Raw genomic sequence first — 15,827 nt, 5'->3', positions numbered from 1 at the left:
TGGATGAATCAAATGAATATAGCCAAACAAGGTCAGTCAACACAGGATTATAAAGTAGCCGATATAACGCTTGCTGACTGGGGGCGAAAAGAAATTGCGATTGCAGAAACGGAGATGCCAGGTTTAATGGCACTTCGGGAAGAATTTGGCCATCAAAAACCGCTAAAGGGTGCCCGTATTGCAGGTTGTCTGCATATGACCATCCAGACAGCTGTTTTGATAGAAACACTGCAAGCACTTGGAGCAGAGGTAAGATGGTCCTCCTGTAACATATTTTCTACTCAGGATCATGCTGCCGCGGCAATGGCTGCTGCCGGGGTGCCGGTATTTGCCTGGAAGGGCGAAACCGAGGAAGAATATTGGTGGTGTGTCGAACAAACCTTGCAGGGGCCTGATGATTGGACACCTAATTTGCTGTTGGATGATGGAGGCGATCTTACCCAGCTGATTCATGAAAAGTATCCTCAATTATTTGCCGACATTAAAGGGGTTTCAGAGGAAACGACCACAGGTGTGGCCAGACTTTACGAAATGGCAAAAAAAGGTCAGTTGAAAATGCCTGCCATTAATGTCAATGATTCGGTAACCAAGTCCAAATTTGATAATTTATATGGTTGCCGTGAGTCTTTACTCGATGGCATTAAGCGTGCAACAGATGTCATGATAGCAGGGAAAGTCGCCTTGATCCTGGGTTATGGCGATGTTGGCAAGGGTTGTGCACAGGCATTGCGTGGACAGGGCGCTACAGTCTGGATTAGCGAAATCGATCCTATCTGTGCTCTGCAAGCTGCGATGGAAGGTTATCGTGTCGTGACCCTTGATGATGTGGCTGAACAAGTGGATATCATTGTTACTGCAACAGGGAATTATCATGTTGTCAGCCATGATCATATGTTACGGATGAAAAACCAGGCGATTTTATGTAACATCGGCCATTTTGATTCGGAAATTGATGTGCAAAGTTTGCGTCAATACCGATGGGAAAATATCAAACCACAGGTTGATCATGTAATATTCCCAAGCGATAAACGCCTTATTCTTCTTGCTGAAGGACGTTTGGTTAATTTAGGTTGTGCAACTGGTCATCCAAGTTTTGTCATGTCTGCTTCATTCACGAACCAGGTATTGGCACAGATCGAACTTTTTCAGAATAGTAAGCACTATGATAACCAGGTTTATGTATTGCCCAAAAGTCTGGATGAAAAAGTGGCCAGGCTCCACTTGGAAAGAATAGGGGCAAAATTAACAAAATTGACCCAGGAACAAGCTGATTATATTGGTGTATCAATCAAAGGTCCTTTTAAACCAGATCATTATCGTTATTAAATTCAGATAAAATCACCTTATGTCTTCCAGCGATTTACTTTCTCTTGCATACTAGGATGTCTTAGGGGCTAGCAGATGCTAGCGGGTGCGATTAAAACTAAAGTTGTAGCCCGGATGGAGCGCAGCGAAATCCGGGATTGGAACTTGATAGTGAACTCATGTCCCCGGATTTCGCTGCGCTCCATCCGGGCTACCATTAATTACCACCCAGTTTTAATCGCCCCCGATGCTAGGTTCTGTGAACAAAAATTTTCACAGCTGCAAATGCGGCTAATTGACACCATGATATCTTTGAATTCGTTAAATAGAGCCAGCTATTCGCCTTATTCAAAGAAACCATGGTACTCAATTACCCACATTTTCGCTTTGCGAAAAAATTGCTTCACAGAACCTAGTACAACGTTTCACTGAATCTGTCCAGTTTGTCATTCCCGCGCAGGCGGGAATCTATCTCTCAGGTGAAGTGAGGGGCTAAATTGGGCTATAGATTTCCGCCTGCGCGGGAATGGCAGTGTAAGACAGAGTCAGTGAAACGTTGTACTAGCTCCTGGTGTTAACTTAAGCAAAGGAGAGAATATGCGCTACCAATCAGGATTGCTAGGACTGATCACCTTGGCAATGTCTCAAGCCAGCGTAGCTGATGAAGCTGCTCTGCGGTTAATTGTAAAATACAAACAATCTTCAGTTACCCTAGCAACGTTAAAAACGGAATTAAGTAAAGCAGCTAACTTGCCTGTGAGTTCATTAACAGCAATGGCTGGCGGTGCTTATGTGCTCACCTTTGATAAGCAGGATTTGCAGCATCCCCAAAGTAGTGCAGCTACCGTATTGGCTAGTCTTCGTAAAAATCCCAAAATAGCCTATGCCGTTGAAGACCGGATTGGTCATTTTAAGCCCTTGCCCTCTCCTTCTTTTGATGAGAGCCAGACGCCATTAACCCTCCTTTCCCATGAATCCCAATGGGATGAGTTTTTACCACCAGCCGGCGTCATGCTGGAATCAGCACCAGGCTATCGTGATGGCGCCTGGTTCTATACAACGGGTAAAGCATCGAAACCTGTTGTGATTGCTGTACTGGATACGGGTGTTGCGTTAAATGATAGCCTGATGAGTAACTTGCTAAAAGACCAAAAAGGAAATATCTGGGGTTGGAATTTTGCAGCGAATAATAATGATGTGCGCGATGAAACAGGCTCCTGGCATGGAACCCATGTGGCTGGCACCATCGCCGGGTATGGCAATGTCATGATCGGTATGGGCGAAGATTTGAAAATATTGCCCTTAAAAATTCCTGATAGCTCTGGCATGTTTTACGAAAGTCAGGTGATTAATGCTATCTATTGGTCAGTTGGAGGGGAAGTTCCAGGTACTCCTGCTAATCCCTACCCAGCCAAGGTTTTGAATATGAGTTTTGGTGTCGATAAGCGGCCTGGCAAAGAGATTGATCACTGTGACGAAGCGCTGCAAGAAGCCCTTTTTTATGCTCGTAAACAAGGGGCAGTAATTGCTGTGGCTGCAGGCAACGATAACCACTGGGAGCATTATAATGCCCCTGCGGTATGCAATGGCACGATTAAGGTGGCGGCTACAGGCCCTGAAGGACTTAGATCTTATTATTCCAATTATGGTCCCAGTGTCAGTTTTGCAGCACCAGGCGGCGACTTGCGTTATGGTCGACAAGGCGGCATTCTTTCGACAGTCAATCCGGGAGGCGGCTATCAAGGTTCAGGGTTTAATTTTTACCAGGGAACCAGCATGGCGACACCTCATGTTGCAGGGGTCGCCGGCTTGGTATTTGCAGCCAGTGATAACCGTATTACGCCGGAGCGGGTAGAACAGATCCTTTATGCAACCACTCATGGTTTTGGGCAAAGCAGGGATGATGATAAATCGTGCATTGGCAAGAAACCTTGCGGTCATGGGATTCTAAATGCTAATAACGCAGTGAAAGCGGCTATGGCCAATTACGATCTTGTCCTGACTGCACCAACAGCGAAACAGTTGGCACTTCATCCATGCAAGAATGGCTACCGACCTGCTGCAGGGACATTAGCAATAAATAAAACCCGCTGGGTGAAGGTTAATGATAGTTGTGAGGATGAAACAGCCTTTAGTCACCCGGAGCTCAAGTATAACGAAAAAAACCAAATAATAGCGTATTATGGGGCTATAGCCTATCGTTTGGATAGTACCGGGTTTAAATCCTGTGAATTGATTGGCTATGACGGTATAGGTTGTTATTTCTAATTAACATCGGTAGAGTAAATGCTTAATTAACCCTGCCTGGAGCGCCATAGAATTGGTTCATGCGCCGATCTTGACGCTCCCTTCGATTTTCCCCTCTCTCTCGCAAGGAATTTGAACAGTTGTAGCGGTCATATAACCAAAGTATTTACTGTTTATAGGGCGCTTTAGAGGATTTTCAATAGAATTCGCGTTTAAGTTTTTTCTACAAGTACTAGCTGGGTGTTTTTTTGTTTGTTTACGTTTAGATATATGAATAATGTAATCAAACTGATTATCCCAAAAGTAATTAAAATATAACTAGGTGAATGATTATGAAGTTCGCTTAGTTTCAAAGCTATCAATGGCGTGATCCCCCCGCCTAGGCAAGCCGCTATTGAGTAGAGCAGATTAGCGATTGAGCATCTAACTGAGTGTGGGAAAATATCCGTAATAAATACAGGAATAACTGCAAAAATACTGGCACAAGGAACAGCCATCAAACAATGAAATAAGAGTATTTGGGAGAGTGTGCCTGATGTTAAACAGGAAAAATAAGGCATGATGAGCAGTAATAATGTAATGATGCCTATTAAAATGATACGGATACGCCCATATAAATCTGACATGCTTCCCATTAATGGAATTAACAAGGTAACAATCGTCAGGCCGGAGGCGTTGATTAAAAATGCTTGTGTATTTGAAATAGTGTTAACTGTTACCAGGTGAATGGGGACATAAACAAACATCAGCATGGTTGTGGAAACACCAAATAATACAAGCGAAAAAACAATGAATGACTCTAAGAATTGCTGCTTTAACAAGCTGATGGTATCAATAAAAATATTACTTAATGTTCTCTTTTCGCTTCTCGCATGATTTGAGATAAACTCTTGACTTTCTGGAATTGAATGGCGTATCCACAGTCCAAACATCATAGTTATAAAAGCGAAAATAAAAGCTATCCGCCAACCCCATGGTGGAAGTAAATGAATATCAATTAAATATAAGACCAGCGCACCAGTAAGGGAAGAAATGAGCATTCCGGCATTAACGCCAAACGCAGCCCATGAGCCAAAATACCCTTTCTTATTTTTTTCGCAGCTCTCAATCAGTAAAGACACTGAGCTAATGTACTCACTTCCAACAGAAAACACCTGTATTAGTCGAATGAATAGTAGGAGAAATACTGAAACAACGCCGATTTGCTCATACGATGGCAGAATACCAACCAAGGCCGTGCAAATGCCCATTAGCAAAATACTCAATGTTAAAATTTTTTTTCTACCGGTTTGATCCGCCAGCATTCCGCCAAGCAGACTACCTAGTGGCCTTAGAATGTAAGTAATTAAGAATAAAAAGAAAATATCGGACAGATTGGATTGCGGAGGTAAAAACTCTTTTGATAAAAAAACGGAGAATAATCCCCATATCACGTAATCATACATCTCAAGTGCGTTTCCAACAGCGCCGCTAATGATGATTTTTTTTGAAGTTTTAAACATGTAATTTTATGCGTCTTTTCTGGCTTTGAGTTTACCTGAGCGAACCAGCTCATCATGAAAACCTAGTGAGTTTACATCTGTAACTTTATCCAGAAAAATTACACCTTCTAAATGATCGTACTCGTGTTGTAGAACACGGGCATGCAGATCAGATACTTCTCGCTCTATCAATTGGCCATTCACATTGTAACCTCGATAACGAATGTGTTTATATCGCGATACCTTGCCTCGAAGCGCACCAACACTTAAGCACCCTTCATAATCTTCAACGCATTCAGCCGAGATTGGCTCATACGATGGATTAAATAGAACTGTAAATGGAATCGCTGGTAAAAAGGTATGCACTGGGTGCTTTTCCATGCCAAACACGATGGCTCGCTTGCTAATCCCTATTTGAGGAGCAGCTAAACCCAGGCCATTTTCCGCTTGCATCATTTCAAACAATTCTTGCTCTAATTGCTTAAGCTCAGGCGTACCAAATTCTTCTTCTAAAATAGGTTGAGATCTTTGTCGTAAAAATGGGTTTCCTAGAAGGATAATTTTGTTTTTTTCCATACTTCATCTCTTATTTTGTCTTTACCAAGCGCAAAAACGGTTTAATATGGAGATCTGGCGCTTTGGAATTGAATTCACTCAATTTAGGCGGGGTATGCTTTAGAGCATAGGAACTATATAAGCCTCTGAGCGACTTATAGAAATAATCTCCCATGTCAATCAAGCTATACAGATTTTCACTATAGAATTGTTGCAAACCTTCCCCTTTCTCTTTAGTTGCGAAAGAATACACCAAGATAAAATTACTGATTGGCCTGCGAATCGTCATTCCTAATGTAAAGTGATTATTATTTAGTTTTATTTTTTCAATTTTTTCGTTTTGATAATCCCACCATAACAGCAAGTTTTTATGGGCAACGTCAGGGATGAAGCAGTGATCGTTGATCCATAGATTTTGATTGATAAGATTACATTCAATATTTGGGGTTGTCGAAAATGCAATTAACTCGTGAGAAGGATCTATACAAGCCATCCCCATATGCGTAATTCCATATAATCCTTGAAGATTTAAGAATACATTTTTTATATAACGGCGATTCTCAAATAAAATTTCAATGACTTCTGGATGCAACTTAATCTTGTGCTTTTGATTAGGTAGGTATTCAACCTGTTTTAACTCGTGCATCATCATTAATTCCATGAAAGCGTGTAATGGAGTTTATAGACATATCAATGACCTTTAAAATTTCCTTTGGGTTAGCCTCAATGTGCGTTGCATCATGAATGATATCCATGATATAGCTGATAAGCTCTTGCTTGTTTTTTGTAATATCAAAAAGGGGAGCGCATTTGGAGAGGATATATTCAAGAAAATCAGGTTCTATCTGGATTAGGTTTGTTTGGCCAATGTTATTGGGAATATCTCCTTCCTCACCATATAAAAGCCAGCCAGGAGAGACTTTTAGCCATTTTGCAATTTTATAGGTGACGTCAACATCGGGCAGTGCTTCGCCTAGCGCATAGCGTCTTGCCATTTGGTGTGAGCAACCACTCACTTCAGCCAGTTTATTAATTTGGACGCCTGCTTTGGATTTCGATGATCCCAGGTTTGCCTGCTGCATAAGAACGGTAAGCCTTCTGGCAAAACCACGAACAAAATGTTCTCTTTCCAAGAGTATCTCCTACCCAATGAAGGAAAACAGTATATCTTTATTGTTTATTTTGTTCAATAAGTTCCATATTTATAAAATAAAAAATAAAAATTTACTTTTAGTTTGTTTTTTTAAACTTTAAGTTGAATTTTAATTTAACTTAAAATAACATTTTATTCTATTGTTAACCATGAATGAAAATCGGAAGCTGACTAGTGAAAGCTTAAAAAGAAGAATCAAATTATAGAGTTTGACATGAATAATAATAAAAAATTGCTTATTACCACTTCAAAAAGCCCAGTTACAAGGAGTTGTAAATATGTTTGAATCTGCCCAGCAACTTAAAACTCAGGATGATCCATTTTTTCCATTCCATCACTCCACTAATGAACTGATACATATCCAAAGTATTCTACAGTCTCAAGCTCCTTTGGTTTCTTTCAAAGAGGTTAATGATTTCCGCCAGTTGTTAGCAAGAGTATCATTAGGGGAATATTTTTTAATACAATCAGGTGATTGTGCTGAAAGTTTTCATGAGTGCGACAAATATACAACCCATGCAAAATTAGAATTTATTCAGCTGTTAGCAGATTTTTTTCAAAGAAAAACTGGGGGTAGTGTAATCCAGGTTGGTCGAATAGCAGGACAATATGCAAAGCCCAGAAGCAATCCTTATGAGATTTCTCAAAATGAAAGGATTTATTCCTATTTTGGCGATATGGTGAATCAATTTCATAAAAAACATCGAACTCCTGATCCCTGGAGAATGCTGCTGAGTTATAATTGCGCAGCATCTATTTATCAAGAAATTAATCAATGGAATCAGAAAATAGAGCCAAAACAAAAAATATATACAAGTCATGAAGCATTATTACTTTATTATGAACAAGCATTAACTCGGCTCGATAAGCAAACTGGATTATATTACAACCTTTCAACCCATTTCCCATGGCTTGGTAAACGCACAGTCAACAGCATTCAACATATAAACTATTTAAAAAAAATTGCAAACCCAATTGCAGTGAAAATAGGCCCGGATGCCTCTATCAAGGATCTTGTCAAGGCAATTAATGAATTAGACCCAGATTATGTTCCGGGGCGCATAACACTTATTCCCAGATTGGGGGCGCAATATGTCGGTAGCCTTTTGCCACAATTAATTGATGCAGTGAAAAAAACGCAACGCACCGTTTTATGGAGTTGTGATCCCATGCATGGAAATACCGAAATTATCAATTCGGGAATAAAGATTAGAAAATTGAGCAATATTGTCGATGAAATCAAGAGTTCTTTTTTGATCCACAGAAAAATGGGCAGCAAACTTAATGCCATCCACCTTGAAGCAACCCACCAGGATGTAACTGAATGCGTGGACTACGAATCATCATATCATTGCGATTCAGTAAGCGACTTTAAGAAAAACTACAAAAGTCTAGTCGATCCCCGTCTGAATTATGCACAAACGATGCATGTGATGCAGTGCATTGCCAAGCATTATGTTGAACATTAATAAGAAATTTAGACATGAACGAACTGAAAAAAATAATAACAATAGGCACATTAGGACCTTCAGGGACGAGTAGTGAAGCTGCGGCAGCCTATTTTATTCAAACATATAAAAAGAAATCTGAACATTATTCAGTTACTCTGTTAAAAGGAAAACCGTTTTACTGTTATACATGATCCGGCAGTTGGAGAAAGAAGGTTTCATTTGATGAAGTTTCTAATTCGCAGTGGATAAAAATGAGCATTTTTCACTAACCCATGCGCAAAACGAGGCACTAGCCATTTTTAAGGGTTAGTTTGCTCACTTCAATATTTTTGGGTTCAAGTTCATTGTCTAAGGTGATGATTTTTGCAACTTTTCGTCGGGAAATGATTAAATAGGCAAAGGGTACAATATATAAAGAAAACAGGGTTCCTACCGACATTCCTCCAATAATTACAAGCCCCAGTTGCTTTCTGCTTTCACTGCCGGCGCCTGAAGCCAGTGCAAGGGGAAGGGCTCCCAGGATCATCGCCAGGGTAGTCATCAAGATAGGTCTAAGGCGAATACGGGCGCTTTCTATGACGGCCGTGAGCTTGTCTTTGCCAAGATTAAGTTGTTGGTTAGCAAATTCGGTAATCATAATCCCATGCTTGCTGACAAGGCCGATGAGGGTAACAATACCAATATTGCTATAAATTGATAAATTCTGGCCAAAAAGGTAAAGAGTCAGTACTGCACCAACCAGACTTAAGGGGACGCTAAGTAGCACGATAAGGGGATCGATAAAGCTTTCAAACTGTGCGGCCAGTACCAGGTAGATAAATAACAAGGCAAGCAAAAACGCATAGAGGCTACTGCCAGAGGCTTCAAGGTAATCTTTTGCTGCGCCTGTAAATCGGTATTGAATATCCTCTGGCAGATTTTTTTGCAACAGCGCTTCTACATGGTTTATGACTTTATCAATTGATACATCAGAGGCAAGTTCTGCGCTGATACTGGCGCTGCGTAAACGGTTTAAATGAGGCAAGCTGTCTGGTCCTATTGTACGATTGATTTTGACAAGCGTAGATAGAGGGATCATTCGCCCGCGACCACTTTGCACATAGAGTTTGTTCAACACTGAAATATCACGCCGGTCGGCTTGCTGCAATTGCAAAATGACTTTATAAGCCTGACCTTCGTAATTAAAATTAACTGGATTGTTGCCCCCTAGCATGGTGGATAGCAATTCGGCGACATCCGCAAGATTAACGTCAAGATCAGCTGCTAATTGTCTGTCGATTTCGATATTAATCTGTTCACTATCCAGAGCCAGATTGTTTTTTACATGTCTTAAGCCCGGATCGTCTGTCAGGATTTTAGTAATTTCATTAGAGATTTCATTCAGCCTCAGGTAAGAAGTGTTCGCCAATAAAGCCAGGCTGAACTGGCTATTGCCTACGCGATTCCCGAGAGGGTTTGGGCTGACGGGAAAAATATTTACCCCGGTTATCTTCTGCATTCTCTCACTCAATTCATTGCTGATTTCTTTCTGCGTCCGATGGCGTTCTTTCCAGGGAACCAGCTTTAGCAGGGTGAAGGCAGAGGCCGGTTTTACAGAGGCAAGGTAGGTTGCCTTTTCAGGGATGGTTTCATAAATGGCTTCAAGTTGTCGGGTGTAATGATCGGTATAATGGGTACTTGAATTGGTAGGGGAGGAAAGGGATCCTATGATGTAAGACTGATCTTCAACCGGTGCTAACTCAGCACCCAGCTGCTGATAGCAAAAAAATCCAAGTATACATAAAGCAGCTAATGTGCCGGTTAGCAGAAGGGGACGGTTGAGACTGCCATGGAGACTTTGAGAATAGCGTACACTCAAGCGTGCAAATTGTTTGCTTAACCAGAGACTATATCGTCCTTCCTCTTTTTTTAATAACCTGGAGCACATCATGGGAGACAAAGTTAAAGCAATTAAACCTGAGATTATGACACTAAGTGCCAATGTGGCGCCAAATTGTAGAAATAATTTACCTGTAAAACCTGAAACAAAGCCCATCGGTGCATAAACTGCAGCCAGGGTAATGGTCATTGCCAATATTACAAAAACAATTTCATTACTTCCTTTAATGGCTGCCTGCATTGCATTAAGGCCTTCCTGCATGTGGCGGTGACAATTTTCCAGTACAACGATCGCATCATCCACTACCAGACCGATAGCCAATACCAGCGCTAGCAAAGTAATCGTGTTGATCTCAAACCCTAATAAATACATTGGCCAAAAAGTACTGACCAGGCAAATAGGAATAGTGATAATGGGGATGATTGCCGCACGCAAATTTCCCAGGAATAAAAAAACAACCACTGCGACAAAAAAAATAGCTTCCAGAAATGCTTTATACACCTCATGAACTGATTGTTTAATAAACTGCGTGGAATCGAAGACAGATTGAATTGTAAAACCAGGTGGCAGCGTTTGCCGCAAGGAATGCAGGGTTTTTTTGACTTCTGAAGCAACTTCAACAGGATTCGCTGTTGACTGGGCAAGTATTGATAGCCCAACAGCTGGTTTGCCATTAATGCGTAGCATATTGTCTTCATTTTCACTGCCTACAGTGACAGAGGCAACTTCGTTTAGGTGAATGAGTTGATTATTACGTTGGGCAATGACCAGATCGGTGAAATGCCTGGCATCCTGTAACGAGGCATGAGTGACTATTGTATAATAACGGTTGGTGCTTTTAATCTGGCCGCTAGGCACATCGATATTTTGTTGAATCAATGTCTTTTTAACATCAGCCACAGTGACCGCGTAGGCGGCCATTTTAACAGGATTTAAGGCTATCTTAACTGCATAATCACGCCCGCCGTGATAAAGCACTTCGCCAACGCCTTTGACTTCCTGCAATACAGGTTTGATATTGCGGGTTACAAAATCGGTGATTTCAAGGGGGTCTTTGGATTGGTCATGGAATCCCAGCATCAATACAGGGTTTGCATCGGCATCATTTTTACTGACAGTGGGCGGGTGGCTGTCTGTTGGTAGTTTGGCTTGTAAGGCAGACATTTTATTCCGGATATCACTGATTGCTTCATTGATATCCACACCCAGTTGAAAATCGACATTAACCCTGCTTCTTCCAAGTAAGCTTGTTGAACGGATGGAATCAATCCCTGGAATTCCGGAGAGGGTATTTTCTATTGGAATGGTAATTTCTTTCTCTACCAGATCCGGACTGGCACCTTCAAAGTCCGTGGTAATATTAACCGTCGGTCTGTCAATATTAGGCAAATGTCGAACGGCTAGCTTATTATAATGCAGCAAGCCGGTAATGATGAGGATTAGAGAAAAAACAATCGTAAAGACAGGGCGTTTGATGCAGCGTTCTGAAAAAGTCACAGTTGTTTCCTATCCTCGGTGAATATCAATAACGCGGCTACCTTCACGCAACTTGTGTTGGCCTCGTACAATGACGATATCGTCGGCTTTTAATCCCCCGCATATCTCAGTCATTGCGGCATGATGGTTACCGGTCTTCACTTTGACTGCAATAGCCTTGTCATGGCGCAAAATAAATATTTTTTGCCCGTTAATGGTAGGAATCAGGCTCTCCTCGGGAACAAGCAGGCGTTTTTTTTTCTCGCCAAACTCATGGTTGACGCGAACAAATAAACCGGCTGATAGTAAATTATCAGGATTATCAATCAATGCTTCAACAGCGATTGTTCTGGTTTCTTTATTAATGGCGGGATCAACATAATTCACCATCCCTTTGTAAATTTTATCAGGGAAGGCATCAGAGATGACGGTCACCTGTTGGCCCTCTTTTAATCGCGCCAGGTAACGTTCCGGTAAGTTATACTCTACACGTAATTTCTGATTGGCGACCAACCTTACAAGCGGTTGTCCCACTTTTACGTATTGTCCCACGCTAACTTGCCTTGAGCCGAGAGTACCTGAGAAAGGTGCACGAAGACTTAGTTTCTCCAGCTGTGCTTCCTTGGCTTTTACATTATTTTCTTTTTCACGAAGATCAGCTAATGTTTGATCCAGGGCTTGCTCCGAGGCCAGTTTTCTTTTGGCTAATTCTTTGGTTCGTTGGTAACTGCTTTCACTTAAAGTCAAGACAGCCTTGGCACTGGCTAATTCACTTTTTAAGACGGTGGCGTCTAGCTGGATAAGTAGCGTACCTTTTTTAACAGTTGCGCCAGGCTTAAAGTGGATTGTTGCTATTTGGCCGGCAAGTTCGGAACTAATGTCAATGTTATCTGTACTGGCAAGACTGCCGATTGTTTCAAATTGATCCGCCAGCACTTTTTCAACTACCGGAGCAGTCTCCACCGTAATGGCTTGAGGCTCTGTAGCCCTTACCTGTCCTTTTTTAGGTTGAAATACAAAATAACCCAGGCAAGTCATGACGATGAGTGTCAAAAGCAGGGCAGATAAGTAATTTTTCATGCAATGGCACCCTTTATCTAGCGAGACGCTAGATTATAAAGTAGTTATGAGCAAGATTCAAAAAATGTTCAAATATTAGCCGCACGCAATATTTTTTATTTCTGAAGCATTTATTTTTATTTGTCCGCTTTATAAAAGCGGCAAGTGTATTCAGGAGAGTGATTTTGGTTTACCCTCCGTGTTAGATTCAGGGTGACGTTAGCTGGAAGTAACTGAGGATATTTTGAAACAGTTTTTGCATACTGAGTATCATGAGATAGTGATCGTCACTATCTCCCGCTGTTTTGCCCCCGTTCACTACTCGTTAAATAGGTGTAGAGAAGGTAAGCTAATTTTTTATTTGTTCACTTCCAGCCAGCCAGATAACACTTCTATAATTTTACGTGCCTGATCCTCGCTGGAAATGTTGAATTTTGATTTCATCCAGTATTGATTATTTCTTTTTTGATAACGTCTGATTGAATATTTTACAGGACCAAAATCCTGTTTTGCATTATCCCAATCCTGATAGCGAAACATAATCGTAGTCCATGCGCCTTTGGATAGGACACATTTCCCTAATTCTTTAGTGGTTTCCTGCCCGTTTTCACTGTAGGCAATCGTTAAATCATCAATTGTTTCACTCATGAACCTGTTCCATGCTCTTGGTTAGTCGATGGATTGTAATTTCCCGTTAACAAATGTCAAGCTAAATGGTGTTTGGTATTGGTCGGTTTGATAGATCCATACCTCAGGCCGCTGATTACTCTGGAGCGGCTGATTAATAAATGTATTATTCACCAGCGAAGGGTTGCCGCAGGCCCCATAAACAGCGCCTACCGGATCACCTACCTGAATCATTCTACCACCGCAGATGCTAAATGCATTGCTGTCTGAGCCATTTACCCGCACCGCTTTGACTTGGTTATTAATGATATCAACTTCCAACTGCGCTCCGCTGTTGGTTCCTACGGGCAGGGACCATACGCCATAAAAAGCGGATTGAGATCCCATGTTATTATAGATTAACTGCACAACCGGTACTTTTTGCATAACAGGACGGTTGGATTGCTGTTTGCTGAGTGGTTCGCCGCAAGAGGCAAGTACCTGATTTGGGGTCATGCCAATGTTGATATAGCCGTGATTTTGCGGACAATAAATGGATTGAGTAGCAAAGGCATTGAAAGAAAAACCAAGAGTAGCTACTACGATAGTTGCTAATCGACTAATCATGGTACGTTCCAGGTGGCCAATTTGCTTCAAGTATAGCTCTCCTGATTTATTTTTTCCGGTCTAAAGAAGGCGTAAGGGCATCGAACCACCTATAAACAAGGTAATGATCTTCAGGATTATTAATATAATAAAAGGGGAAAAATCAAACCCGGAAATGTTAGGTACGAGACGGCGTCCCATCTCCAGGAAAGGTTCGGTTATTAATCGCATGATATCTGCTACCGGATGTTGCCAGCCAGGATTCACCCAACTCATTATCACGCGGATGAGGATAATGTAAAAAAGCAGATTACATGGTTGGACAATCAGATCAGCAAGGGTAAACAATACTAAATAAGATAAGGGCAGCAGGGCACCATAAAGAAGAAGTCCAAGGATAATAAATTTAAGCAATTCCACTGCCACCAGCACGCTGAAGCCAGCCCAGTCATAACGTTTTGCAGCAGTTTTTCCAGAAAAGAACAGACGCTCCGCTGGTTTAACGACAGGATTTGTCAGGTTATAAATTAATTGTCCTACTGGATGCAGAGCGCTGACATGAAAATAACGCAAAGCAAGTCTTATCCAAAGTGCGAATATTAGTATATTAAAGAATAAACCAATAAGGAAATAACCTACACTTACAAAACCTGACATAGTTCCTCTCACATGGACGTTAGTTTAGATTGATTGACCATTATAAGGATAATTAACCACAAAAGCTCAAGAATTCAAAAAACTTTTAAGGGTTTGTTATTTAACACATCTATAGATTGGCCTCAACGGCCTCTATAAGCTTAGCTCACGGGCTCGCCCACATGCTGCTTTCATCGCGTTGAACACCAGTGTTTCAAAGTCTTGTTGCTGCAGTACAGTCAGGGCTGCTGCGGTGGTCCCTGCAGGAGAGGTTACCTTTTTTCTTAATTCGCTGATGTCAAACTCACTTTGTTCAGCCAGTTCTACTGCCCCTGCTATGGTCTGCATTGTAAATTGTTTGGCGATATTTTCATCAAGGCCGAGTTTTTGTGCGGCTTTTATCATTGCTTCCATGAAAAGAAAAACATAAGCAGGGCCGCTGCCTGATAAGGCGGTAAAAGGATCCATTTGGCTCTCTTCTGTAACCCAGCTAATAATTCCCGTATTTTGGAATAATTTCTCAACCCATTGCTTTTGCTCGATCGTCACTTGATCATTGGCAATCAGCGGTGTGGCTCCTTTACCAACAGCAATGGGGGTATTTGGCATACTGCGAATGATGGCTTGTTCTTTTCGGCACTGGCTTTGCAACCAGGAGACGCTGATACCTGCTGCTATCGAAATAACCAGCGACTTCATCGGTAAAAACAAAGCGATTTCCCCTAAGACTTCAGGCATTTGCGCAGGCTTTATGGCCAAAATGACAATATCTGCATCCTTAATCACTTCCCTGTTATCAGGACTGGTGGTTATCCCTTCGCCATTAATCCCCTGGATTGCTGACGGGAATGATGCAAAAAGCTGATACTCTTTCTGATTAATCAAACTTTGGGCAATGGCTTTAGCCATATTGCCAAAGCCAATAAAACTGATCTTCATTTTACACTCCGCTTATCGTTGGTTCATAGACTCTAGTATCTCGTCAAGATTGAATTTTCGGGTATGATCGCCTGTCTTGCATTCATCTTTACGTGATTTTTTCCGAAAAAATGCTCGAATTAGCCCTGCTAGTCCTGTGCTTTTTTCGGAAAAAATCACATAAATCTGAACGTAACCCAGACGCCAACCCGAAAATTCAATCTTGACGAGATACTAGAGTCTGTTGACATTTCAACTTAAACTGCCCACTTCCCGCGCTTTATGCTTCCAATTGGCCCTAAGTTTTTATTGACAAAACATTTTTGAACATTTCTGCAGCAATTCCTAGGCTCCGTGAACGAAATTTCTAATTAGTTGAAAAAAAGGCAGTTTCTATAGTGAAATACGATTTGCCGTCGAAAAATCACTAAAAGAACTGCCAAAATGAATAATAA

At 41.4% G+C, this 15,827-nt stretch carries 13 protein-coding genes; 3 read left to right on the top strand and 10 right to left on the bottom strand.

The window, feature by feature from the left end:
• The first annotated feature begins 12 nt into the window (after positions 1-12).
• Both ahcY and E1O65_RS01040 read left to right on the top strand, forming a co-directional pair.
• Entirely contained in the window at positions 13-1,326 is a 1,314-nt protein-coding gene (gene ahcY, locus E1O65_RS01045) for an adenosylhomocysteinase (RefSeq protein WP_165474873.1), read from the top strand.
• 576 nt (positions 1,327-1,902) lie between these two features.
• Positions 1,903-3,573: a S8 family serine peptidase gene (locus tag E1O65_RS01040; RefSeq protein WP_133131745.1), complete on the top strand. Its 1,671-nt coding sequence runs from the start codon at positions 1,903-1,905 to the stop codon at positions 3,571-3,573.
• Positions 3,574-3,764: 191 nt separating this feature from the next.
• Here the strand turns inward: E1O65_RS01040 and E1O65_RS01035 are convergent, their stop codons facing one another.
• The 4 genes from E1O65_RS01035 to E1O65_RS01020 are packed head-to-tail and all read right to left on the bottom strand — an operon-like array spanning position 3,765 to position 6,721.
• Positions 3,765-5,054, bottom strand: a complete 1,290-nt coding sequence (locus tag E1O65_RS01035; protein ID WP_133131744.1) for an MFS transporter — start codon at positions 5,052-5,054, stop codon at positions 3,765-3,767.
• Positions 5,055-5,060: 6 nt separating this feature from the next.
• Positions 5,061-5,609, bottom strand: a complete 549-nt coding sequence (gene def, locus E1O65_RS01030; RefSeq protein WP_133131743.1) for a peptide deformylase — start codon at positions 5,607-5,609, stop codon at positions 5,061-5,063.
• A gap of 10 nt (positions 5,610-5,619) precedes the next feature.
• Positions 5,620-6,249: a hypothetical protein gene (locus tag E1O65_RS01025; protein ID WP_133131742.1), complete on the bottom strand. Its 630-nt coding sequence runs from the start codon at positions 6,247-6,249 to the stop codon at positions 5,620-5,622.
• Positions 6,212-6,721: a transcriptional regulator gene (locus E1O65_RS01020; RefSeq protein WP_133131741.1), complete on the bottom strand. Its 510-nt coding sequence runs from the start codon at positions 6,719-6,721 to the stop codon at positions 6,212-6,214. The genes E1O65_RS01025 and E1O65_RS01020 overlap by 38 nt, the downstream gene beginning before the upstream one ends.
• Positions 6,722-7,019: 298 nt before the next feature.
• Here E1O65_RS01020 and E1O65_RS01015 point away from each other — a divergent pair, with 298 nt between their 5' ends.
• Complete coding sequence (locus tag E1O65_RS01015; protein ID WP_133131740.1) at positions 7,020-8,210, top strand: 3-deoxy-7-phosphoheptulonate synthase; 1,191 nt, start codon at positions 7,020-7,022, stop codon at positions 8,208-8,210.
• A gap of 271 nt (positions 8,211-8,481) precedes the next feature.
• Here the strand turns inward: E1O65_RS01015 and E1O65_RS01010 are convergent, their stop codons facing one another.
• The 6 genes from E1O65_RS01010 to proC all read right to left on the bottom strand — a co-directional run bounded on the left by E1O65_RS01010 (position 8,482) and on the right by proC (position 15,393).
• Positions 8,482-11,568, bottom strand: a complete 3,087-nt coding sequence (locus tag E1O65_RS01010) for an efflux RND transporter permease subunit (RefSeq protein WP_133131739.1) — start codon at positions 11,566-11,568, stop codon at positions 8,482-8,484.
• A gap of 9 nt (positions 11,569-11,577) precedes the next feature.
• Positions 11,578-12,627 (bottom strand): efflux RND transporter periplasmic adaptor subunit, encoded by a 1,050-nt coding sequence (locus tag E1O65_RS01005; RefSeq protein WP_133131738.1) that lies wholly within the window; start codon positions 12,625-12,627, stop codon positions 11,578-11,580.
• A gap of 336 nt (positions 12,628-12,963) precedes the next feature.
• A complete protein-coding gene (locus E1O65_RS01000) occupies positions 12,964-13,254 on the bottom strand; it encodes a hypothetical protein (protein ID WP_133131737.1) in 291 nt (96 codons plus the stop codon).
• 21 nt (positions 13,255-13,275) lie between these two features.
• Positions 13,276-13,839 carry a DUF2845 domain-containing protein gene (locus E1O65_RS00995; protein WP_133131881.1) on the bottom strand — a complete coding sequence of 188 codons (564 nt, stop codon included), beginning with the start codon at positions 13,837-13,839 and terminating at the stop codon, positions 13,276-13,278.
• 60 nt (positions 13,840-13,899) lie between these two features.
• Entirely contained in the window at positions 13,900-14,475 is a 576-nt protein-coding gene (locus E1O65_RS00990) for a YggT family protein (RefSeq protein ID WP_133131736.1), read from the bottom strand.
• 132 nt (positions 14,476-14,607) lie between these two features.
• A complete protein-coding gene (gene proC / locus E1O65_RS00985; RefSeq protein WP_133131735.1) occupies positions 14,608-15,393 on the bottom strand; it encodes a pyrroline-5-carboxylate reductase in 786 nt (261 codons plus the stop codon).
• Positions 15,394-15,827: the final 434 nt, after the last annotated feature.

It is taken from the genome of Legionella sp. W10-070 (assembly GCF_900640175.1).
Taxonomy (GTDB): Bacteria; Pseudomonadota; Gammaproteobacteria; order Legionellales; family Legionellaceae; genus Tatlockia.
The sequence above is the reverse complement of the archived record's forward strand: the minus strand, read 5'-3'. Positions and strand labels throughout refer to the sequence as shown.